We start from the raw sequence: 21,244 nt of genomic DNA, 5'->3' as shown, positions 1-21,244 counted from the left end.
CTGTTCAGTCTTTATTCCCACGCCTAGACTCGGCCCATTCCAATAAAAGGTAGGTCGCCATGTCCGAGACGTTGCTCAGTTCCCGCAATCTGGCTTTCGAGCTGTATGAAGTCCTCGATGCCGAGGGCCTGACCCAGCGTGAGCGTTTCGCCGAGCACAATCGCGAGACCTTCGATGCGGCCATTGGCACCGCCCGCAGCATTGCCGAGAAGTTCTTCGCCCCGCACAACCGCAAGGGCGACGAGAACGAGCCGCGCTATGAGAACGGTCAGGCGATTCTGATTCCAGAGGTGAAACCGGCGGTGGATGCCTTCCTCGAAGCCGGTTTCCTCAACGCCGCGCGCAGTTTCGACGCTGGTGGCATGCAACTGCCTACCTTGCTGTCCCAAGCCTGTTTTTCGCACTTCCAGTCCGCCAACGCGGCTTCGACCTCTTATCCGTTCCTGACCATGGGCGCGGCCAACCTGATCGAAAGCTTCGGCACTGACGAACAGAAGCAGCGCTTCCTGCAACCGATGATCGACGGGCGCTTTTTCGGCACCATGGCCCTGACCGAACCCCACGCCGGCTCGTCATTGTCGGATATTCGTACCCGCGCGGAACCTGCGTCCGACGGCACTTATCGCCTCAAGGGCAACAAGATCTTCATTTCCGGTGGCGATCACCCGCTGTCGGAAAACATCGTGCACATGGTGCTGGCCAAGCTGCCGGACGCACCAGCCGGGGTGAAGGGCATTTCGCTGTTCATTGTGCCGAAATTCCTGGTCAACGATGACGGCAGCCTCGGCAAACGCAACGACGTGCTGCTCGCCGGTCTGTTCCACAAGATGGGCTGGCGCGGCACCACCTCTACCGCGCTGAATTTCGGCGATAACGGAGAATGTGTCGGCTATCTGGTGGGCAAGCCGCACCAGGGCTTGAGCTATATGTTCCAGATGATGAACGAGGCGCGCATCGGCGTCGGCATGGGCGCGGTGATGCTTGGCTACGCGGGCTATCTGTATTCGCTGGAATACGCCCGCGAGCGTCCGCAGGGTCGCGTGCCGGACAGCAAGGACCCGAACACCGCGCCGGTGGCGATCATCAATCACGCCGACGTCAAGCGCATGCTGCTGACACAAAAGGCCTACGTCGAAGGCTCGTTCGACCTCGGCCTGTACGCAGCGCGGCTGTTCGATGACACCACGACCCTTGCGACCGAAACCGAACGCAAACAGGCCCATGAACTGCTGGACCTGCTGACGCCGATCGTCAAATCCTGGCCGTCGGAGTTCTGCCTGAAGGCCAACGAACTGGCGATCCAGATCCTCGGCGGCCACGGCTACACCCGCGAATACCCGGTGGAGCAGTATTACCGCGACAACCGCCTGAACCCGATCCACGAAGGCACCCACGGTATTCAGTCACTGGACCTGCTGGGTCGCAAACTGGCGCAGAACGGCGGCGCGGGACTCAAGCAACTGATCCGCCTGATCGCCGACACTGGCGAGCGAGCACAGGTGTTTGACTCATTGACGCCGCTGCGTGAACCGCTGGAAAAACTGGTTGCTCGTTTGCAAACCGTGACCATCGGCCTGCTGACCGACCTGGCCCAAGGCAAGGTCAACAGCAGCCTGGCGAACTCGGCGTTGTACCTGAAGGTGTTTGGTCACACGGTGATTGGCTGGCGCTGGCTGGAGCAGGCGATCCGTGCCGAGGAAGGTTTGGCCAAGGGTAGTGCGGCGGATGTGAGCTTCTATAAAGGCAAGCTGCAGGCGGCGCGGTATTTCCTGACGTGGGAAGTACCGGGCTGCCACCATGAGCTGGCGATTCTTGAGGCGCGGGATGATGTTTGCCTGGGGATGCAGGATGAGTGGTTCTGATCAGGTATAGATTGGTGTAATGGCCACAAAAAAGATCGCAGCCTTCGGCAGCTCCTACAGGGTGTATATCAGATCCATGTAGGAGCTGCCGAAGGCTGCGATCTTTTGATTTTGAGCTTCTAGCTCAGCTTGAATCCCCCCATCTGCCGCGCCAGATCATCCGCCAAGCGCTGCAACGTCTGGCAAACATCCCGACAGGCCCTGACCTCCCCCGCCGTCGCCCGGGCCAGATCGGAAATGCCCTGCACGTTACGGTTGATCTCTTCTGTCACCGCCGATTGCTCTTCCGTCGCCGTCGCCACCTGATGGTTCATGTCGCTGATGCGCTCGACCTGCCCGGTAATCGCGGTCAACGAAGCCCCGGTGCGCTGGCTCGACTCAACACCCGTGCCCGTCGCCGCTTGCCCCGAATGCATCGAGGACACCGCATTCTCCGCGCCTTGCTTGAGGCTGCCGATCATCTGCTGGATCTCGTCGGTGGATGACTGTGTGCGTCGCGCCAACGTCCGCACTTCATCGGCCACCACGGCAAACCCGCGCCCCATGTCCCCGGCCCGCGCCGCTTCGATAGCGGCGTTGAGCGCCAGCAAATTGGTCTGTTCGGAAATCCCGCGAATCACCGCCAGCACCTGATCGATGGACGCCACCTGATGCGCCAACTCACCCACAGCGCTGGCCGCGATGCCGATTTCGTCAGACATGCTTTCGATATGGCGGATCGAGCCACCCACCACTTCCCGCGCCTGCATCGCCTCATCCCGAGCGGTTTGCGACGCGACTGCTGCGTTGCCGGCATTCTGCGCGATTTCCTGAACGGTCAGGCCCATTTCATGGACAGCAGTGGCGACCATGTCGGTCATTTCCTGCTGGCGACCGGAACGTTCAGCGGTGTTATCCACAACCTTGGCCACCTGAACCACCGCCGTGCGCAGGCGTTCGCTGGTGGTCAGCACTTCACCAATCATGTCGCGCTGGCTGTCCAGGAACCGATTGAACCCACGGGCCAGGTCGCCCAGCTCATCGGCACGGCTGGAATCTAACCGGTGGGTCAAATCTCCACCACCGCTACCGATGGCAACCAGTGCCGCTGTTACCTGACGAATCGGCCGTACCAACCCACGGGCCAGCAGTACTACCAGCAACAGGCACACCAGCGCGACAGCCAGGCCGATCCCGCTGCTCATCCACATGGCGCGGCGGGCTTCGGCGTAGATCTGCGACTGTGGCACTTCGGCCACCAAGGTCCAGCCGAGATCGCGCAGCGGCAAGCTCAACGCCAGATAATCTTCGCCATCACGCTGGAAGCCACTGTTGGTGGCGGACGCTTTGGAGGTAGAGAGTTGACCCATCACCGCTTGCGCTGCCGTAGCACCAATCTGCTCGGCCAAGGTACGTTTGCCGCTGAATTGCGCCTCGGGATGCACCTGGATCAAACCATCCGAACGCACGAGATAGACCTTGCCGCGCTCTCCGAAGCTGAAGTTGTGGATCAGCTCCGACAGCTCTTTCATGCTCAGGCCAAGACCCGCAACACCAACGATTTTGCCCGCCTGCTCCACCTTGAGATCGATGAAAAGCGCCAATTCTCCGGTCGCCGTGTCATTGTCGATATTGAGGGTGCGCGGCTGGTTGCTGTCGAGGAACGAGTAGAACCAGGCGTCTTTGGGATTGGAACGACTGAGGGTGCGGTCCAGGCCTTTTTCGCTGATGTAATGGCTGGACGCGGTGCCGATGATCAGCGCGGTAAAGGCTTTGTGCTCGGCGCGGATGCCTTCCAGGTACTGCGCGAAGCTTGCGGTTTGGGCACTGTCTTCACCCCCGGCCAACCAGTTGCGCACCATGCTGTTGCTGGCAATGTCCTTGGCGGCGGTGAGGGGTTGAACGAGGACCCGCTCGATATCGTTGCGCATCGCTTCGATGCTCGACGGCAAGGCTTGCTCGACCAGATAGCTCTGGGCGAGGCGGTTGACCACCAGGGTATAAATGCCAACCACGATCAGGATACTGACGAGCAGAGCGGTGCCCATGCTCAGGATCAACTGCCATTGAATACTGCGTCGCCAGAACTGCATGGAGCACCCCCAAAGAATAAGAGGCTGAAACACTGCAACAGCCGTGCCGATTGTATACAAGCCAACCGACAATTTATTCTTTGGTTGTGCGCAAAGCCGATCAGGCCTGATTGATCGTCTTGGAAATCACTTCAACCGTGGCGCTGACTTGCTCTTGGTAACGGTCGAGTTCGAGCTTGTGCTGCTTCTGCATTTCGATCTGCTGGGAGCACAGATTCATCGCCGCCAGCACCAGCAGTCGGTCACCGATCAGCGTCGGGTACTTCCTCTTGGTTTCGGCCAGGGCTGCCTTCAACATCATCGCGGCGTCCAGCAGGGTCTGTTCTTCCCCGGCCGGTGCCTTGATCGAATAGTCCTCCCCCAGGATCGAGACGACTTTTACCCCTGCGGCGTTGTAACTCATGCGCTGACAGGGCCTGCGCTGACGCGCTCAACCAGGGCCTGGATGCGAGCCGCCGTGGCGCCTTGCTTTTCTTCGTGCTCCATCAGGCTCAGTTGCAGGCTTTCGTTTTCATCTTTGGCCTGGGCCAGTTCCGCGGCCAGGTTCTGGTTCTGTTGCACCAGGTCGCTGACCAGTTGTTCCAATTGGCTAAGGGATGCTTCCAACATTTTGATTTTCCGGGCATTTTCAAAGGGCGCGTACGATAAAGAAAAGTCACCCTGGATGCCAGGGTTATACAGGCGCAAAGCCTTGATTTTGCTGACGGGCAACCTTCCTCGCGAGTTTTAAAGACTGTGATTGGCCAATCTGGTTCCTGCACTTCGTCGCCACAAGGTGCAACCGGTGGAAACGAGACGCGCTCAAGACCTCAGTCCGGCGCTCTGTGATGACACAAAACCTTTTTGACAGCATCACATTTCAACAGGTTAGAATCGCTGGCACGCAGACTGCATGGTCAGTTTGCGCCCGCCTTTCAGCTTTTTGGAGTACTGCCTTTGAATGCGACGACCATCAACAGCCTGTTCTTGATCGGCGCGTTGCTGGTAGGTGCAAGCATTCTGGTGAGCTCACTTTCGTCCCGCCTCGGCATCCCGATTCTGGTGATCATCCTGGCCGTCGGCATGGTGGCCGGTGTCGATGGCGCCGGCATTCTTTTTGATAACTACCCCACGGCTTATCTGGTCGGCAACCTCGCACTGGCAGTGATCCTGCTCGACGGTGGCTTGCGCACCAGGGTGTCGAGTTTTCGCGTGGCGTTATGGCCGGCGCTCTCTCTGGCCACGGTCGGCGTGCTGATTACCACCGGGCTGACCGGCATGGCGGCCGCATGGCTGTTCAACCTGAATCTGATCCAGGGCCTGCTGATCGGCGCCATCGTCGGCTCCACCGACGCCGCCGCGGTGTTCTCGCTATTGGGTGGCAAGGGCCTGAATGAACGGGTAACCGCCAGCCTTGAAATCGAATCCGGCAGTAACGACCCGATGGCGGTGTTCCTCACCGTCACCCTGATCGACATGCTCGCCAGCGGCCAGACCGGCCTGCACTGGAGCCTGCTGACCCACTTGCTGCGCGAGTTCGGTATCGGCGGCGTCATCGGTCTCGGTGGCGGTTGGCTGATGCTGCAATTGGTCAACCGCATCAATCTGGCCACCGGTTTGTATCCGATTCTGGTCATCGCCGGCGGGTTGGTCGTCTTTGCCCTGACCAACGCCCTGCACGGCAGCGGCTTCCTGGCGGTGTACATCTGCGGCCTGGTGATCGGCAACCGTCCGGTGCGCAGCCGCCACGGCATCCTGCACATGCTCGACGGCATGGCCTGGCTGGCGCAGATCGGCATGTTCCTGGTGCTGGGGCTGCTGGTGACGCCTCACGACCTGCTGCCTATCGCCTTGCCGGCACTGGCCCTGGCGCTGTGGATGATTCTGTTTGCCCGGCCACTGTCGGTGATGGTTGGCCTGCTGCCGTTCAAGGCATTCCATGGTCGCGAAAAGGCTTTCATTTCCTGGGTCGGCCTGCGCGGCGCGGTCCCGATCATTCTCGCGGTGTTCCCGCTGATGGCCGGCCTGCCCAACGCCCAGCTGTACTTCAACCTCGCGTTCTTTATCGTGCTGGTGTCGCTGCTGGTTCAGGGCACGAGCCTGCCATGGGTCGCCAAGCTGCTAAAGGTGACGGTGCCCCCGGAGCCTGCGCCCATCTCCCGCTCGGCCCTGGAAGTACACGTCACCAGCGAGTGGGAGCTGTTCGTCTATCGCCTCGGCGCGGAAAAATGGTGCATCGGTTCACCCCTGCGCGAGCTGAAAATGCCCGAAGGCACCCGTATCGCCGCTTTGTTTCGTGGCCAACAATTACTCCATCCGTCGGGTAGTACGGTACTGGAAGTCGATGATTTGCTGTGTGTTATCGGCCATGAACACAACCTGCCGGCCCTCGGAAAACTCTTCAGCCAAGCGCCGCAACGGGGCCTCGATCTGCGTTTCTTCGGCGACTTCGTACTCGAAGGAGACGCCCAGCTGGCCGCGGTTGCGGCACTGTATGGCCTGAAGGTCGAAGGCATCGATCCGGACATGTCCCTGGGCCACTTCATTGCCCAGAAGGTTGGCGGCGCGCCGGTGGTGGGTGACCAGGTGGAATGGAACAACACCATTTGGACCGTGGCCGTCATGGACGGGAACAAGATCGGTAAAGTGGGCGTCAGATTCCCCGAAGGAAGTCGCCCGGGCCCCGGACTCTTCCTCTAAACTGCTTCCACTCTCACTTGCTTGACCGGTCTTTATGCCTAACCTGCGCTCCATTTTCGCCATTGCCCTTTTGGGTTTGAGTCTCTCTGTCGGCACCCTTGGTTTATCGCAAGCGGCGCAAGCGGCCGAACCGCCTTCCAGCGAAGCCGTGCAAGCGAGCCTGGACAAGATTGCCGACCGCAAACTGCCGGAAGCCGATCAGAAGGCCCTGCAGTCGGTCCTGCAAGGCACGCTGAACCAGCTCAACAACAAGCGCGACTACGAGCAGAAGCTGATCGCGCTCAAGCAGCAATTGAGCAGTGCGCCCAAACAGACCATCGAGAACCAGCGTGAACTGACCCGCCTCAAGGCCAGTTCCGTGGTGCCGGTGGCGCAGCGTTTCGCCAAGGAACCGATCCAGCAGCTGGAACAATTGCTCACCGAGCGCTCCACCCAGCAAAGCGACCTGCAAAAGGCCCTGGCCGATGCCAACAGCCTGATCATCACCGCCCAGACCCGCCCCGAGCGCGCCCAGGCGGAGATATCCAGCAGCCAGACGCGCATTCAGCAGATCAACAACACCCTCAAGAACGGCAAAGACGCCGGCAAGACCCTGAGCCCCGAGCAGCGCGACCAGCTCAATGCCGAGCTGGCAGCGCTGAACGCCCTGATCCCGTTGCGGCGCCAGGAACTGGCCGGCAATACCCAGTTGCAAGACCTCGGCAACAGCCAGCATGACCTGTTGTCGGAGCGATCCGACCGCCTGGATCGGGAAATCCAGGAACTGCAAACCCTGATCAACCAGAAGCGCCTGGCGTTGTCCCAGGAAACGGTCACCCAGCAATCCATCGAAGCGCAGAAGGCCGGCGGCAGCAGCCTTTTGGCCACCGAAAGCGCGGCCAACCTGAAGCTCTCGGACTACCTGCTCAAAAGCACCGACCGCCTGAACGAAGTCACCCAGCAGAACCTGCAGACCAAGCAGCAACTGGACAGCCTGACCCAGAGCGATGCGGCCCTGGACGAGCAAATCAACGTGCTCAAAGGCAGCCTGCTGCTCTCGAAGATTCTCTACAAACAGAAACAGGCGTTGCCGCGCCTGCGGCTCGACCGCAACCTGGCCGACCAGATCGCCGACATTCGCCTGTATCAGTTCGAAGTCAGCCAGCAACGGGAATTGCTGAGCAACCCGACCACCTACGTCGAAAACCTGCTGTCGACCCAACCCCCCGAGCAAGTCACGGCGCAGCTGCGCAAAAGCCTGATGGAGCTGGCCACCACCCGCGCCGACCTGCTGGAGCGACTGAACCGCGAGCTGAGTGCGGTGCTCAATGAATCCATCACCCTGCAACTGAACCAGAAGCAATTGCTCAGCACCGCGCAAAGCCTGCGGGCGACCCTGGATGAGCAGATGTTCTGGATTCCCAGTAACAAGCCGCTGGACCTGGAGTGGATTCACAGCGTGCCGGATCGCCTGCAGCGGCAACTCGATTCGCTGCCGGTACTGTCAAGCCTGAGCGAACTGACCGACGGCCTGACCCAGCGCCCACTGCTGTTCCTGCCACTGGCCCTGCTGATCGGCGCGTTGCTGTGGCGGCGCAAGAATCTGTACGCGCGACTGAACAAGGTTCACCAGGACATCGGTCACTTCAAGCGCGATAGCCAGTGGCACACGCCGCAGGCGATTCTGATCAACATTCTGCTGGCGATGCCGGTTTCCCTGGGCCTCGCCTTGTGCGGGCTGGCCTTGCAGATCGACGCCCGTGGACAGAACGCCAATATGGGCGCGGCGCTGCTGCAAATGGCCGGGGCCTGGCTGGTGTTCTACACCGCCTACCGGATCCTCGCGCCAGGTGGTGTGGCAGAACTGCATTTCCGTTGGGAAAAGCCCCAGGTGGAATTCCTGCGCAGGTGGATCCGCCGCCTCGGTATCGTGGTGATGGCACTGGTGACCGTCGTCGCCGTTGCCGAACTGCAACCGGCGGCACTGGCCGATGACGTGCTCGGCATGCCGGTGGTGCTGATCTGCTACGCCTTGATGACCTTGCTGCTCAGCCGCCTGCTCAGCAGCAGCCCGACCCACGAAAACGCTTCGCTGTTCCGCAAACTGGTGGGGGTCCTGTTCACCGCCCTGCCCGTCGCCCTGTTCGTGGCGGTGTGCTTCGGCTACTACTACACCGCGCTGAAGCTCAGCGACCGTTTGATCAACACCCTGTACCTGCTGATGTTCTGGCTGGTGATCGAAGCCACCTTCGTGCGCGGCCTCAGTGTGGCGGCGCGGCGCCTGGCCTACCAGCGCGCCCTGGCCAAGCGGCTGGCCGCCAAAGAGGCCGGCGATGGCGAAGCGGTGATCGAAGAACCGACGATGGACATCGAGAAGGTCAACGAACAGTCCCTGCGCCTGATCCGCCTGGCACTGCTCGGCGGCTTCATGGCGGCACTGTATTGGGTCTGGGCCGACCTGATCACGGTGTTCTCGTACCTGGACAACGTCACCCTCTACGAATACACCAGCGGTACCGGCGCCAACATGAGCATGGTACCGATCAGCATCGGCGACATGCTCGGCGCGCTGATCATCATCGGCATCACCTTCGCCCTGGCGCGCAACCTGCCGGGCTTGCTCGAAGTGTTCGTGCTGTCGAAGCTGAATCTTGCCCAGGGCAGCGCCTACGCCACCACCACACTGCTGTCTTATGTGATCGCCGGCGTCGGTTTCGTCTCGACGCTGTCGACCCTCGGCGTGAGCTGGGACAAGCTGCAGTGGCTGGTGGCGGCCCTGTCGGTCGGCCTCGGTTTCGGCATGCAGGAGATCTTCGCCAACTTCATTTCCGGCATCATGATCCTGTTCGAACGCCCGGTGCGGATCGGTGACACCATCACCATCGGCAACCTGTCGGGCACCGTGAGCAAGATTCGCATCCGTGCCACGACCATCACCGACTTCGACCGCAAGGACATCATCGTCCCGAACAAGACGTTCATTACCGGGCAACTGATCAACTGGTCGCTGACCGACACCATCACCCGGGTGACCCTCAAGCTCGGCGTCGACTACGGCTCGGACCTGGACCTGGTGAAAGAGCTGCTGCTCAAGGCCGCACGGGATAACCCGCGCGTGCTGAAAGACCCGGAACCCCACGTGTACTTCCTCAACTTCGGCGAAAGCACCCTCGACCACGAGTTGCGCATGCACGTGCGCGATCTCGGCGACCGCAACCCCGTGCTCGACGAGGTCAACCGCTTCATCAACCGCGAATTCAAGAAGCAGCACATCAACATCTCGTTCCGGCAGATGGAGGTCTACCTCAAGAACCTGCACGGCCAGGAATACAAGATGGTGCCGATCGAACCGGAAGCGAAAACCATCGTGCCGATCGTCGACGGCAAGCCAGCGCAAGAACCGCCCGCCGCCAAACTCGACTAACCGGACTTTCCCCAGCAGAATGCTCGGACATTCTGCTGGAGCCGGCCCTTGAAAGCCCTCGACGAACTCACTTTCGATAACCGCTTCGACCGCCTGGGCGATGCGTTTTCCGCCCATGTGCTGCCCGAGCCCATCGATAATCCGCGCCTGGTCGTGGCCAGCCCCGCCGCCATGGCGCTGCTGGACCTTGATCCGGCCGTGGCCGAAACCCCGGAGTTCGCCGAACTGTTCAGCGGCCACAAGCTCTGGACCGACGCAATTCCAAGGGCGATGGTCTATTCGGGGCATCAGTTCGGTTCCTACAACCCGCAACTGGGCGACGGTCGTGGCCTGTTGCTCGGCGAGGTGTACAACGAGGCCGGCGAACACTGGGACCTGCACCTAAAAGGCGCCGGCCAGACGCCGTTCTCACGCATGGGCGATGGTCGGGCGGTACTGCGTTCGTCGATCCGCGAATTCCTCGCCTCCGAAGCCCTGAACGCGCTGAATATCCCGACCACCCGCGCCCTGTGCGTGATCGGCTCCGACACCCCGGTGTGGCGCGAAAAACAGGAGCGCGCGGCCATGGTCCTGCGCCTGGCGCCGAGCCATGTGCGCTTCGGGCACTTCGAATACTTCTACTACACCAAGCGCCCCGAGCAGCAGAAAGAGCTGGGTGATCACGTGCTGGCCATGCACTTTCCGCAGTGCCTGGAACAACCGGAGCCGTACCTGGCGATGTTCCGCGAAGTGGTGGAGCGCAATGCCGAACTGATCGCCAAATGGCAGGCGTATGGCTTCTGCCACGGGGTGATGAACACCGACAACATGTCGATCCTGGGCATCACCTTCGATTTCGGCCCGTTCGCCTTCCTCGACGACTTCGACGCCAACTTCATCTGCAACCACTCCGACGACCAGGGCCGTTACTCCTTCAGCAACCAGGTGCCAGTTGGCCAGTGGAACCTCAGCGCCCTGGCCCAGGCCCTGACGCCGTTCATCAGCGTCGAAGCCCTGCGCGAAACCCTCGGCCTGTACCTGCCGCTGTTCCAGGCTCATTACCTGGACCTGATGCGCCGCCGCCTCGGCCTGACCACCGCGGAGGATGACGACCAGAAATTGCTGGAGAACCTGCTGCAACTCATGCAAAACAGCGGCGTCGACTACAGCCTGTTTTTCCGCCGCCTGGGTGATGAAGCACCGGAACAGGCCATCACCCGCTTGCGTGATGACTTCGTCGACCTCAAGGGCTTTGATGCCTGGGGCGAACTCTACGTCGCCCGGGTGGCACGTGAAGGCACGCTTGATCAACAGCAGCGCCGCCAGCGGATGCACGCGGTCAACCCGCTGTACATCCTGCGCAACTACCTGGCGCAGAAGGCCATCGAGGCGGCGCAGAACGGCGACTACTCGGAAGTCCGCCGGCTACACGCCGTGCTGAGCAATCCGTTCGAGGAACAACCGGGGATGCAAAGCTACGCCGAGCGACCACCGGAATGGGGCAAGCACCTGGAGATCAGTTGTTCGTCGTGAGGCACTGCACGATTGAAAATCTGCAGTCCTGTCTCCAGATAAGGATCATTCGCTTTCGACTGGACGTTTTGTCATGACCGACCCACTCCTCATCCCCTGCCCCCACTGCAACGGCCTCAACCGCATTCCCGCCGAGCGCCTGAACGACCACCCGAAGTGCGGGCGCTGCAAGGCTGAAGTCCTGCTGAGCAAACCGTTTGAATTGAAACAAGGCGACTACGCCAGCCAGATCAAGGGCGATCTGCCGCTGCTGGTGGATGTGTGGGCGGACTGGTGCGGGCCGTGCAAGTCGTTTGCACCGCTGTTCGAGCAGGCGGCCGGGCAACTGGTGGGCAAGTGCCGACTGGCCAAGCTGGACAGCGAGGCGAACCAGCAGTTGTCGGCGCAATTGGGGATTCGCTCGATTCCGAGCCTGATCCTGTTCAAGAACGGCCGGGAAGTCGCCCGGCAGAGCGGGGCTTTTCCGTTACCGCAGTTGATGAGCTGGTTGCGTAGCCAGGGGATCTGAGACTGCCCGGAAAGATCGCAGCCTGCGGCAGCTCCTACAAGGACATCAGCGCCCAATCTGTAGGAGCTGCCGCAGGCTGCGATCTTTTGATCTTCAGGCGTTTTCCAGCAGGTTGTGCAACTCGACAAACTGCTGGGTCAGCTTGTGCCGCGGGTCGAGATGGATCAGTGGCGTATTGGCCTGGTGGGATTCGCGCATGCGTACCGAGCTGGCCAGGTACACCGGCAACACCGGCAGGCCTTCGGCGATCAACTCATCGAGAATCTGCTGGGGCAGGCTGGCGCGGGCCTGGAACTGGTTGACGACAATGCCTTCGACTTCCAGGCCTTCGTTATGGTCGTCCTTCAACTCTTCGATTTCCGCCATCAGGCCATACAGTGCCTGGCGTGAAAAGCTGTCGCAATCGAAGGGAATCAATACACGATCAGCGGCAATCAACGCTGAAACCGCATAGAAGTTCAGCGCGGGCGGGGTATCGAGGTAAATCCGGTCGTAGTCTTCGCTCAGCTCTTCAAGCAACTTACGCAGCTTGTTGATCTTGTGCTTGGCTTCAAGTTTTGGCTGCAAGTCCGCCAGTTCGGCGGTGGCGGTAATGACATGGAGGTTATCGAAGGGGGTTTCGTAGATGTCGACCTGATTCTTTTTGGAGAACGGCCCGGAAGACAGCGTCTGCTTGAAGAAATCGGCGATGCCCATCGGGATATCGCTACCGGTGAGCCCCGTCAGGTACTGAGTGGAGTTGGCCTGGGCATCGAGATCCACCAACAAGGTGCGAAAACCCTCGCTGGCACTGACCGCCGCCAGATTGCAGGCAATGCTGGATTTGCCAACGCCACCTTTCTGATTGAACACCACGCGCCGCATGTCAAAACCTCCGTGTATCAAAGAATGACCGAGTGTAGTGGTCCCCGGCATGGCTACGCTACCTCACCAGTGCAAGGACTACACAGTCAGTTGCCTTCTCCTGCTTGAAAGGCCCTGAACAGCCCGGCGATTCGACGCCAGAACTGACAGACGGAGTCATAATTCTGTGAATAATTACCAATCGTTCAATTTTTGCGAGCCAGTCGCTTCATCTTGCTGAGCAAAATGTAACCAGCATTTGCTACACGTTCCCGGCACCGGGATAATGCGCGCCACTCGGCGCCAAACGCCACGCAGGGTAAGTCCCGGCTTTCGGCCACTCCCCCGCGTCAAGTAAGCCCGTGAGGGTGGAATGAATGTCTGTGATCAACTTCAACATCGCCCAATGGCGCGCCTGGGCCCCTGGGCTTGATAGCGTGTCCGATTGGCAGGCCTGGTGCCGACAACCGGTTGTGCTGCCGGACAGCGATGCCGCTCCCGACGTTTCCTTTCTGCCGGCCATGCAGCGTCGGCGGCTCAGCCGTCTGGCGCGCATGGCATTCAGTGTCGGCTGGCCATTGGCCGAAGGCCGGCAGGATCTGCCATTGGTCTTTGTTTCCCGTCACGGCGAAACGCCCCGCACGATCGAGATCCTCAGCGACCTGGCCACCGATCAACCGCTGTCGCCAACCCGCTTCAGCTTGTCGGTGCATAACGCGATCATTGGCCTGTGGTCGATCATGCGTGGTGAAACCAGCGAAATGACCGCCCTGGCCGCCGCAGGCGATGGCCTGGAACATGGCATGCTCGAAGCTGCCGCGCTGCTGGCTGAAGGCGCTGGCGCGGTACTGCTGGTAGTCACCGAAGAGCGGCCGCCCGAGGCTTACTCGACCTGGATCGACGACGTACCGTTCCCTTATGCCGTCGGCCTGCTGATCACGCCCGGCACCGACTGGCGGTTGTCCCTGAACAGCCCCCCGGATGCGTTGTCCAAATCCCGCTGGCCCCACGCGCTGAATCTGCTGCGTACGCTGCTCGGCCAGCAAACCACCTGCCAACATGCCTGGAAAAATCGTGTATGGACCTGGCAACGCAACCCGTGACCGAGAAAAACCGCGACGCCTACCACTGGCGCTTGCTGGCCACCGCCGCGAGCTTTGCCCTGTTCGGGTTGGGCGGGCTGTGCCTGCGCCTGGTGATTTTCCCTGTGCTGAACTGCCTGCCGGGCGACGCCCGGACCCATCGGCTGCGGGCCCGGCAAACGGTCAGCCGCTGTTTCTGGATTTTTGTGCGTTTCATGGCCCGTACCGGGGTACTGACCTATAACATTGAAGGCGCGGAAAAACTCGGTCGTCCCGGGCAAATGATCATTGCCAATCACCCATCGCTGATCGACGTGGTCTTTCTGATCGGTCTGGTGCGTCACGCCAACTGCGTGGTCAAGCAAAGCCTCTGGGAAAACCCTTTCACTCGCGGGCCGCTGCGCTGCACCGAATACATCAGCAACGACGGCAGCATGGACATGCTCGACGCGGCTGCCGACGCGCTGAAAGACGGCCAGACCCTGATCATTTTCCCGGAAGGTACGCGCACCCGACCCGGCCAGCCGCCGGCCTTTCATCGGGGCGGCGCGGCAATCGCCCTGCGGGGTGCGAAAATCCTCACCCCGGTCATTATCAAGGTCAGCCCGACCACGTTGACCAAGGCCGAGCCCTGGTATCGCATCCCCAAGCGGCGCGTGCACTTCAGTTTTCGGGTCGGGGCCGATATAGACCCACAGACCTTCGCCACGCAGGGGCCGGCTCCGCAGGCCTCGCGCAAGCTCAACGATTATCTACATTCTTACTTTATTAAGGAGCTCGCCGAAGATGAGCGATCTGCACCGTGATATCAAAATGCTTATCATCGACGCCCTTGGCCTGGAAGACATCAGTGCCGACGACATCGGCAATGAGCAGACCCTGTTCGGCGAAGGCCTGGGCCTGGACTCGGTGGACGCCCTGGAACTGGGCCTGGCCATCCAGAAAAAATACGGCATCAAGATCGACGCCGATGCCAAGGACACGCGCAATCACTTCAGTAACGTGGCGAGCCTTGCGGCGTTCGTCATTGCAAAACAGGCAGCTTGAGACCGGACCATGCAAACTCGTGACGACATTTTCAACACCCTGCGCGATGCCTTGGTCGAGCTTTTCGAGCTGGACCCTGAGCGTGTGAGCCTGGAATCCAACCTGTATCAGGACCTGGAAATCGACAGCATCGACGCGGTCGACCTGATTGATCACATCAAACGTCAGACCGGCAAGAAAATCGCCGCCGAAGAATTCAAATCGGTGCGTACCGTCAGTGACGTGGTCGAGGCGGTCTACCGTCTGGTTCAACCGGCCGCATGAATCGACTGATTGGCCTCGGCCTGCTGCTGGCGGGCCTTTTGTATCCCTTTGCGGTGTATTTCGGCATGGAGCATTTCGCCCCGTGGCAGTTCGGGATGCTGCTGGGCGCACTGTGGCTGGGCCGGGCGCTGACCGGCAAGCGACGGCCTGGCAGCCGGTGGATGGCCACGGTGGCCATTATGTTCTGCCTGTTGCTGGCACTGTTCGACAGCCCGGCGCTGTTGCGCTGGTATCCGGTGCTGATCAGCAGTTTCATGCTGGCGCTGTTCGGATCGAGCCTGATATTCGGCCCACCGATCGTTGAACGCCTGGCCCGGGTACGCGAGCCGCATTTGCCCGCCAAGGGTATTCGCTACACCCGTCAGGTAACCATCGCCTGGAGCGTTTTTTTTCTATGCAACGGTTTGTGTGCCGCCGCCCTGACACTCTGGGCGCCGCTGAGCTGGTGGACGCTGTACACCGGGCTGATTTCCTACGGATTGATAGGCCTGATGTTTGCCATTGAATGGCTCATACGACAAAGGGTACGAGGCCGCCCATGAATTGGATAAAACTTGAGCACCTGCTGCTCAAGGCTCAGCCTGAGCGTGCCGTAACGACCGCCCCGGCACTGGATCACGCCCGACTGTGCGAACAGGCACTGCGCCTGGCCGCCGGCCTGCAAGCCCGGGGTGTGCGGCAGATGGCCGTGCACCTTGAGGATGCCGCCGACCTGGCGATTGCCCTCTTCGGCGCCTGGCGTGCCGGGGTCAGTGTGCTGCTGCCGTCCGACCTGCAACCCCAGACCCGCCAACGCTGGTCAGGTGAAGTCGATCTGTGGCTGAGCGATCAGCCCGACGATGCGCACCTTGGCGACCTACAACAGCAGCCACTGAGTGCCGCCGCCCTGGACCTGGATAACTGCCGACTCAGCCTGTGCACCTCCGGCTCGAGTGGCGAACCCAAGCGCATCGAAAAAAACCTGCGCCAACTGGCCAATGAAGTCGAAGCCCTGGAACAGCTGTGGGGCGCCGACCTGGGCCCGGCATGCATCATTGGCAGCGTCGCCACCCAGCACATCTACGGCCTGCTGTTCCGGGTGCTGTGGCCGCTATGCGCCGGGCGCCCGTTCGTACGTCGGCAGTTGGCCTTTCCGGAAGACCTGCAACGCGCCAGCCGCGAGCACCCGGCCTTCGCCTGGGTGGCCAGCCCGGCGCTGCTCAAGCGCATGGGCGACAACCTCGACTGGCCTGCCTTGAGTTCCGTACGCCGGGTGTTTTCCTCCGGCGGCGCATTGCCGGTCGAGGCCGCACAGAGCCTGCATGAGCGTCTGGGGCAATGGCCAACGGAGATCTTCGGCAGTTCGGAAACCGGTGGCATCGCCTGGCGTCAGGGCGCGGAACTCTGGCAGCCCTTTGCCGGTGTCACGCTGACCCAGGACAGTGACGGTGCACTGCTGATCGCTTCGCCGTATTTGCCCCATGGCCATGTCGAACACACGGCCGATGCCGTGCGTATCTCTGTCGACGGTCGTTTCGAATTGCTTGGGCGACTGGACCGGATCGTCAAGCTGGAAGAAAAACGCATCTCGCTGCCGATGCTGGAACAAGCGCTAACGGCCCATGAATGGGTCATCGAAGCGCGGCTCGGTGTCGTTCAGGAAAACCGCGCCTCCCTGGGGGCATTGCTGGTGCTGAGCGATGCCGGTCTGCATGTGCTGCGCAATCAGGGGCGACGCAGCCTCACCGAGCAATTGCGCCAGCACCTGAGCCAACACTGCGAAGCCCTGGCCCTGCCAAGACGCTGGCGCCTGCTGCGCCAACTGCCGCTGAACGCTCAGGGCAAACTGCCCCAGGCCGACGTCGACGCCCTGCTGTTGGCGCCGCGCCCCAAGGCGCCCGAAGTGCTGGAACAAACCGAAAGCGATGGCGAGTGGAGCCTGCAACTGGCGGTACCACCGGACCTGGCCTATTTCAGCGGACACTTCCCCACGGCGCCGGTGTTGCCTGGCGTGGTGCAGGTGGACTGGGCGCTGAGCCTGGGCCAGCAACTGATGAACCTGCCGAAAAAATTCGCCGGCATGGAAGTCTTGAAGTTCCAGCAACTGGTGCGTCCGGGGGATGAAATCCAGCTGCACCTGCGCTTCGACCCGGCCCGCGGCAAATTGTATTTCACCTATCGCGACGAAACCGCCACCTGCTCCAGCGGGCGGATCTTGCTGGAGGCGGCGCATGCATAGCCCCTGCGCCATCGTCCCGGTGTATAACCACGAAACAGCCATTACCACGGTGGTCGATGCGCTGATCGCCAGCCATCTGCCGTGCATCCTGGTGGACGATGCCAGCAGCCCGCGTTGCGCCCGGGTGCTGGATCGCCTGGCCCAGCGTGAAATGGTTTACCTGATCCGCCTGGCCGAAAACCAGGGCAAGGGTGGCGCGGTCATGACCGGTTTGCGCGAAGCTTCGCGCCTGGGTTTCAGCCATGCCTTACAGGTGGATGCCGATGGCCAGCACGATTTGCAGGACGTCCAACGCTTCATCGAACAGTCACGCCGCTACCCACGAGCGTTGATTTGCGGTTATCCGCAATATGACGCCAGCGTGCCGAAAGGCCGTTTGTATGCACGCTACCTGACTCACGTCATGGTCTGGATCAACACCCTGTCATTGCAGATTCGCGACTCCATGTGCGGTTTCCGGGTCTACCCTTTGGCACCGGTCCTGGCGTTGATCGAGTCAGCAAAAATCGGCAAGCGCATGGACTTCGACTCGGACATCCTGGTGCGCCTTTCCTGGCGCAATCAGCCGATGTTATGGCTGCAAACCAAGGTCCATTACCCGCTGGACGGCGTTTCGCACTTTCGGATGTTCCACGACAACGTCCTGATTTCCAGCATGCACACGCGGCTGTTCTTCGGCATGTTGCTGCGTGCGCCAGTGATCCTCTGGCGACGGTGGCGGGCATGAGTGCAGACAAGCAACACTGGGCCGACCGCAAAGAACGGGGCAGTTTCTGGCTGATGAAGCTCACTGCGTTCGGCGCCAAAGTGCTGGGCCGTCGAGTACTGAGCCCAGTGTTGTACGGCATCGTCCTGTACTTTTTCCTGTTCGGTCGCAGCGCCCGACACAGTGCCTGGCAATACCAGCAACGACTGGCCGACTGGAGCGGTCGCAGCGAATTGCGCCCGAGCCATTGGCGGGTGTTCGGCCAGTTCATGGCTTTCGCCGATTCGATGCTCGACAAACTCGACGTATGGAACGGCAAGCTGAGCATCGAACAAATCGAAATCATCGACCCGGCGCTGCTGCGTGACCAGCTGCGCGGTGCCCGCGGGCAGATGCTGGTGGGCGCACACCTGGGCAATCTGGAAGTCTGCCGCGCACTGGCGGAGATCGGCGAAAAGGTCACGATGAACGTGCTGGTGCACACCAAGCACGCCGAACAGTTCAACCGTTTACTGGGTGAAGCCGGGGCGACCAATTTGCGCTTGATCCAGGTCAGCGAACTGGACCCCGGGATCATGCTGCAACTGAGCGAGCGCCTGGAGCGTGGCGAGTGGCTGGCGATCGCCGGCGACCGCGTGCCGCTGCATGGCGGACGCTGCGCGACCGTGGACTTCCTCGGTCATCCGGCCAGGTTCCCCCAGGGCCCGTGGCTGCTGGCCGGCCTGCTGAAATGTCCGGTCAACCTGCTGCTGTGCCTGAAAAAGCCCGACGGTGACTATCGACTGACCATCGAGCCGTTCGCTGAGGCAATCACCTGGAAACGTACTGACCGCGAACAGGTCATTCATCAGTGGGCCTCCCGCTACGCCGAACGCTTGGGTCACTATTGCCTTGAAGCGCCCCAACAATGGTTCAACTTTTACCCTTTCTGGAAGACCGATGACGACGCCAACGCTTGAGCCGGTAACCTTCGGCGAACGCCCTTTGCGCATAGAAGATGTGCTGGCACTGGCCAACCGCAAAGTGCCGACGCTGTTGCAAAGCGATCCCGCCTACCGCGAGCGCATCGCCAAGGGCGCGCGTTTTCTGGACTCTCTGCTGGACAAGGAAGGCGTGATCTACGGCGTGACCACCGGTTACGGCGACTCTTGCGTGGTCGCGGTACCGCTGCATCACGTCGAGGCGCTGCCCCGTCACCTGTACACCTTCCACGGCTGTGGCCTGGGCAAACTGCTCGACGCCCAGGCCACCCGCGCGGTACTGGCGGCGCGTTTGCAGTCGTTGTGCCACGGTGTTTCGGGAGTGCGGGTGGAGCTGCTGGAGCGCCTGCAGGCGTTCCTTGAACACGACATCCTGCCGCTGATTCCAGAGGAAGGCTCGGTGGGCGCCAGTGGTGACCTGACGCCGCTTTCGTACGTGGCCGCCACGCTGTCCGGTGAACGCGAGGTGATGTTCCGCGGCGAGCGCCGGCAAGCTGCCGATGTGCACCGCGAACTCGGCTGGCAGCCACTGGTGTTGCGTCCGAAAGAAGCCTTGGCGCTGATGAACGGCACCGCTGTGATGACCGGACTGGCCTGCCTGGCGTACGCCCGCGCCGATTACCTGCTGCACCTGGCCACGCGCATTACCGCGCTGAACGTGGTCGCCCTGCAAGGCAACCCGGAGCACTTCGACGAGCGCCTGTTCGCCGCCAAGCCACACCCGGGGCAGATGCAGGTCGCCGCATGGTTGCGCGAGGATCTGGCCATCGACGCGCCCACCGCGCCCTTGCATCGTCTGCAAGATCGCTACTCCCTGCGTTGCGCCCCCCATGTGCTGGGCGTACTGGCCGACAGCCTGAACTGGCTGCGCTCATTCATCGAGATCGAGCTCAACAGTGCTAACGACAACCCGATCATCGACGCCGAGGCCGAGCGAGTGCTGCATGGTGGGCACTTCTACGGAGGCCACATCGCCTTCGCCATGGACAGCCTGAAAAACCTCGTGGCCAACGTCGCCGACCTGTTGGATCGACAACTCGCGCTGCTGGTGGACGAGCGCTACAACCATGGCTTGCCGAGCAACCTGTCGGGTGCCACTGCCGACCGCGCCATGCTCAACCACGGCTTCAAGGCGGTGCAGATCGGCACCAGCGCCTGGACTGCCGAAGCCCTGAAGAACACCATGCCGGCCAGCGTCTTCTCGCGCTCCACCGAATGCCACAACCAGGACAAAGTGAGCATGGGCACCATCGCCGCCCGGGATGCGATCCGCGTGCTGGAACTCACCGAACAAGTGGCGGCCGCCACGCTGCTGGCGGCCAATCAGGGCGTCTGGCTGCGCGGCCAGGCCGAAGATGCACGCCCCCTGCCACCCGCTTTGGCTACCATGCACGAAGCCTTGGCCAAGGACTTCCCACCGGTCATCGAAGACCGCGCGCTGGAAGGCGAATTGCGCCTGTGCCTGCAACGCATCGCCGAACAACACTGGAGGCTGCATGCGTAGCAAGGGATTTCTCTACACCGACACGGAAATCGTCGTACCGTTCTTTGACGTCGACAGCATGCACGTGGTCTGGCACGGCCATTACGTCAAATACCTGGAGGTGGCCCGCTGTGCGCTGCTGGACAAGATCGGCCACAACTACACGGCGATGAACGAATCCGGCTATGCCTGGCCGGTGATCGACCTGCAATTGCGCTACGTGCGCGGCGCGGTGTTCGGCCAGACGCTCAACGTGCGCGCCAACCTGGTGGAGTGGGAGAACCGCTTGAAGATCAACTACCTGATCAGCGACCTGCAAACCGGTGAGCGCCTGACCCGAGCCATGTCGGTACAGGTGGCCGTCGACATCGCCAGCCGCGAGATGCAACTGGCCTCGCCGACAGTGTTCACCGACGCGGTTGAGAGGGTACTGGGATGATCGATATTTCCCTTGAGACCAGCCGCCCCGCCTGTGGCGAGCGAGCTTGCTCGCGCTCGAGTGCGCAGCACTCGCAACCCCGCCGAGGTTTGCTGACGTATTGGGGCCGCTACGCAGCCCAGCGCGAGCAAGCTCGCTCGCCACGT

Annotated in this window: 19 protein-coding genes and 1 pseudogene; 15 read left to right on the top strand and 5 right to left on the bottom strand. The window is 61.4% G+C overall.

Annotation, left to right across the window (positions count from 1 at the left end):
- Positions 1 to 59: 59 nt before the first annotated feature.
- A complete protein-coding gene (locus tag ACM6G4_RS17480) occupies positions 60 to 1,862 on the top strand; it encodes an acyl-CoA dehydrogenase (protein WP_414914194.1) in 1,803 nt (600 codons plus the stop codon).
- 119 nt (positions 1,863 to 1,981) lie between these two features.
- On the opposite strand, the gene ACM6G4_RS17475 is transcribed toward ACM6G4_RS17480, so the two are convergent.
- The 4 genes and pseudogenes from ACM6G4_RS17475 to ACM6G4_RS17460 form a co-directional block, all read right to left on the bottom strand.
- Positions 1,982 to 2,713 (bottom strand): methyl-accepting chemotaxis protein, encoded by a 732-nt coding sequence (locus ACM6G4_RS17475; RefSeq protein ID WP_414914298.1) that lies wholly within the window; start codon positions 2,711 to 2,713, stop codon positions 1,982 to 1,984.
- A 132-nt stretch (positions 2,714 to 2,845) separates the two neighbouring features.
- Positions 2,846 to 3,889 (bottom strand): annotated as a pseudogene (locus ACM6G4_RS17470) (cache domain-containing protein); the annotation flags it as partial.
- Positions 3,890 to 4,034: 145 nt separating this feature from the next.
- Positions 4,035 to 4,337: a cell division protein ZapA gene (locus ACM6G4_RS17465; RefSeq protein ID WP_007981180.1), complete on the bottom strand. Its 303-nt coding sequence runs from the start codon at positions 4,335 to 4,337 to the stop codon at positions 4,035 to 4,037.
- Positions 4,334 to 4,543 (bottom strand): hypothetical protein, encoded by a 210-nt coding sequence (locus ACM6G4_RS17460; protein ID WP_056725587.1) that lies wholly within the window; start codon positions 4,541 to 4,543, stop codon positions 4,334 to 4,336. The genes ACM6G4_RS17465 and ACM6G4_RS17460 overlap by 4 nt, the downstream gene beginning before the upstream one ends.
- A gap of 327 nt (positions 4,544 to 4,870) precedes the next feature.
- Between ACM6G4_RS17460 and ACM6G4_RS17455 the strand changes: the two genes are divergently transcribed.
- The 4 genes from ACM6G4_RS17455 to trxC all read left to right on the top strand — a co-directional run bounded on the left by ACM6G4_RS17455 (position 4,871) and on the right by trxC (position 12,036).
- Complete coding sequence (locus ACM6G4_RS17455) at positions 4,871 to 6,613, top strand: potassium/proton antiporter (RefSeq protein WP_056725589.1); 1,743 nt, start codon at positions 4,871 to 4,873, stop codon at positions 6,611 to 6,613.
- A 34-nt stretch (positions 6,614 to 6,647) separates the two neighbouring features.
- A complete protein-coding gene (gene mscK / locus ACM6G4_RS17450) occupies positions 6,648 to 10,016 on the top strand; it encodes a mechanosensitive channel MscK (protein ID WP_414914193.1) in 3,369 nt (1,122 codons plus the stop codon).
- A gap of 48 nt (positions 10,017 to 10,064) precedes the next feature.
- On the top strand, positions 10,065 to 11,528 hold the full coding sequence (selO, locus tag ACM6G4_RS17445; RefSeq protein ID WP_414914192.1) for a protein adenylyltransferase SelO: 1,464 nt from the start codon (positions 10,065 to 10,067) through the stop codon (positions 11,526 to 11,528).
- Between the two features lie 73 nt (positions 11,529 to 11,601).
- A complete protein-coding gene (trxC, locus tag ACM6G4_RS17440; RefSeq protein ID WP_414914191.1) occupies positions 11,602 to 12,036 on the top strand; it encodes a thioredoxin TrxC in 435 nt (144 codons plus the stop codon).
- A 93-nt stretch (positions 12,037 to 12,129) separates the two neighbouring features.
- Here the strand turns inward: trxC and ACM6G4_RS17435 are convergent, their stop codons facing one another.
- On the bottom strand, positions 12,130 to 12,900 hold the full coding sequence (locus ACM6G4_RS17435) for a ParA family protein (RefSeq protein ID WP_015093167.1): 771 nt from the start codon (positions 12,898 to 12,900) through the stop codon (positions 12,130 to 12,132).
- A gap of 356 nt (positions 12,901 to 13,256) precedes the next feature.
- Here ACM6G4_RS17435 and ACM6G4_RS17430 point away from each other — a divergent pair, with 356 nt between their 5' ends.
- Genes ACM6G4_RS17430 through ACM6G4_RS17385 form a run of 10 tightly spaced genes read left to right on the top strand, consistent with a single transcriptional unit; the run spans position 13,257 to position 21,098 of the window.
- Positions 13,257 to 13,982 (top strand): beta-ketoacyl synthase chain length factor, encoded by a 726-nt coding sequence (locus ACM6G4_RS17430; RefSeq protein WP_414914190.1) that lies wholly within the window; start codon positions 13,257 to 13,259, stop codon positions 13,980 to 13,982.
- Positions 13,958 to 14,767 (top strand): lysophospholipid acyltransferase family protein, encoded by an 810-nt coding sequence (locus tag ACM6G4_RS17425; protein ID WP_223541755.1) that lies wholly within the window; start codon positions 13,958 to 13,960, stop codon positions 14,765 to 14,767. Before ACM6G4_RS17430 ends, ACM6G4_RS17425 begins: the two co-directional genes overlap by 25 nt.
- Positions 14,748 to 15,008 (top strand): phosphopantetheine-binding protein, encoded by a 261-nt coding sequence (locus ACM6G4_RS17420; RefSeq protein WP_056725601.1) that lies wholly within the window; start codon positions 14,748 to 14,750, stop codon positions 15,006 to 15,008. The genes ACM6G4_RS17425 and ACM6G4_RS17420 overlap by 20 nt, the downstream gene beginning before the upstream one ends.
- Before the next feature lie 9 nt (positions 15,009 to 15,017).
- Positions 15,018 to 15,272: an acyl carrier protein gene (locus ACM6G4_RS17415; protein WP_007992314.1), complete on the top strand. Its 255-nt coding sequence runs from the start codon at positions 15,018 to 15,020 to the stop codon at positions 15,270 to 15,272.
- Positions 15,269 to 15,814: a hypothetical protein gene (locus ACM6G4_RS17410; protein ID WP_056725603.1), complete on the top strand. Its 546-nt coding sequence runs from the start codon at positions 15,269 to 15,271 to the stop codon at positions 15,812 to 15,814. Before ACM6G4_RS17415 ends, ACM6G4_RS17410 begins: the two co-directional genes overlap by 4 nt.
- Positions 15,811 to 17,490 carry an AMP-binding protein gene (locus tag ACM6G4_RS17405; protein ID WP_414914189.1) on the top strand — a complete coding sequence of 560 codons (1,680 nt, stop codon included), beginning with the start codon at positions 15,811 to 15,813 and terminating at the stop codon, positions 17,488 to 17,490. Before ACM6G4_RS17410 ends, ACM6G4_RS17405 begins: the two co-directional genes overlap by 4 nt.
- Positions 17,483 to 18,217, top strand: a complete 735-nt coding sequence (locus ACM6G4_RS17400) for a glycosyltransferase family 2 protein (protein ID WP_414914188.1) — start codon at positions 17,483 to 17,485, stop codon at positions 18,215 to 18,217. The genes ACM6G4_RS17405 and ACM6G4_RS17400 overlap by 8 nt, the downstream gene beginning before the upstream one ends.
- On the top strand, positions 18,214 to 19,155 hold the full coding sequence (locus ACM6G4_RS17395; protein ID WP_414914187.1) for a glycosyl transferase: 942 nt from the start codon (positions 18,214 to 18,216) through the stop codon (positions 19,153 to 19,155). Before ACM6G4_RS17400 ends, ACM6G4_RS17395 begins: the two co-directional genes overlap by 4 nt.
- Complete coding sequence (locus tag ACM6G4_RS17390) at positions 19,136 to 20,680, top strand: HAL/PAL/TAL family ammonia-lyase (RefSeq protein WP_056725628.1); 1,545 nt, start codon at positions 19,136 to 19,138, stop codon at positions 20,678 to 20,680. The genes ACM6G4_RS17395 and ACM6G4_RS17390 overlap by 20 nt, the downstream gene beginning before the upstream one ends.
- A complete protein-coding gene (locus ACM6G4_RS17385) occupies positions 20,673 to 21,098 on the top strand; it encodes an acyl-CoA thioesterase (RefSeq protein ID WP_056725634.1) in 426 nt (141 codons plus the stop codon). The genes ACM6G4_RS17390 and ACM6G4_RS17385 overlap by 8 nt, the downstream gene beginning before the upstream one ends.
- Positions 21,099 to 21,244 lie beyond the last annotated feature (146 nt).

Source organism: Pseudomonas sp. IT-P258, assembly GCF_949767825.1.
In the GTDB taxonomy this organism is placed as follows: domain Bacteria; phylum Pseudomonadota; class Gammaproteobacteria; order Pseudomonadales; family Pseudomonadaceae; genus Aquipseudomonas; species Aquipseudomonas monachiensis.
Note: the sequence above shows the minus strand (reverse complement) of the source record. Positions and strands in the feature narration are given on the sequence as shown.

Coding starts and splice junctions, on each gene's coding strand:
- ACM6G4_RS17460 (WP_056725587.1), bottom strand. CDS start 4,543: ATGTTGGAAGCATCCCTTAGCCAATTGGAACAACTGGTCAGCGACCTG.
- ACM6G4_RS17405 (WP_414914189.1), top strand. CDS start 15,811: ATGAATTGGATAAAACTTGAGCACCTGCTGCTCAAGGCTCAGCCTGAG.
- ACM6G4_RS17465 (WP_007981180.1), bottom strand. CDS start 4,337: ATGAGTTACAACGCCGCAGGGGTAAAAGTCGTCTCGATCCTGGGGGAG.
- ACM6G4_RS17395 (WP_414914187.1), top strand. CDS start 18,214: ATGAGTGCAGACAAGCAACACTGGGCCGACCGCAAAGAACGGGGCAGT.
- ACM6G4_RS17410 (WP_056725603.1), top strand. CDS start 15,269: ATGAATCGACTGATTGGCCTCGGCCTGCTGCTGGCGGGCCTTTTGTAT.
- ACM6G4_RS17415 (WP_007992314.1), top strand. CDS start 15,018: ATGCAAACTCGTGACGACATTTTCAACACCCTGCGCGATGCCTTGGTC.
- mscK (WP_414914193.1), top strand. CDS start 6,648: ATGCCTAACCTGCGCTCCATTTTCGCCATTGCCCTTTTGGGTTTGAGT.
- ACM6G4_RS17390 (WP_056725628.1), top strand. CDS start 19,136: ATGACGACGCCAACGCTTGAGCCGGTAACCTTCGGCGAACGCCCTTTG.
- trxC (WP_414914191.1), top strand. CDS start 11,602: ATGACCGACCCACTCCTCATCCCCTGCCCCCACTGCAACGGCCTCAAC.
- ACM6G4_RS17385 (WP_056725634.1), top strand. CDS start 20,673: ATGCGTAGCAAGGGATTTCTCTACACCGACACGGAAATCGTCGTACCG.
- ACM6G4_RS17400 (WP_414914188.1), top strand. CDS start 17,483: ATGCATAGCCCCTGCGCCATCGTCCCGGTGTATAACCACGAAACAGCC.
- ACM6G4_RS17430 (WP_414914190.1), top strand. CDS start 13,257: ATGTCTGTGATCAACTTCAACATCGCCCAATGGCGCGCCTGGGCCCCT.
- ACM6G4_RS17425 (WP_223541755.1), top strand. CDS start 13,958: ATGGACCTGGCAACGCAACCCGTGACCGAGAAAAACCGCGACGCCTAC.
- ACM6G4_RS17420 (WP_056725601.1), top strand. CDS start 14,748: ATGAGCGATCTGCACCGTGATATCAAAATGCTTATCATCGACGCCCTT.
- ACM6G4_RS17475 (WP_414914298.1), bottom strand. CDS start 2,713: ATGGTCGCCACTGCTGTCCATGAAATGGGCCTGACCGTTCAGGAAATC.
- ACM6G4_RS17480 (WP_414914194.1), top strand. CDS start 60: ATGTCCGAGACGTTGCTCAGTTCCCGCAATCTGGCTTTCGAGCTGTAT.
- ACM6G4_RS17435 (WP_015093167.1), bottom strand. CDS start 12,900: ATGCGGCGCGTGGTGTTCAATCAGAAAGGTGGCGTTGGCAAATCCAGC.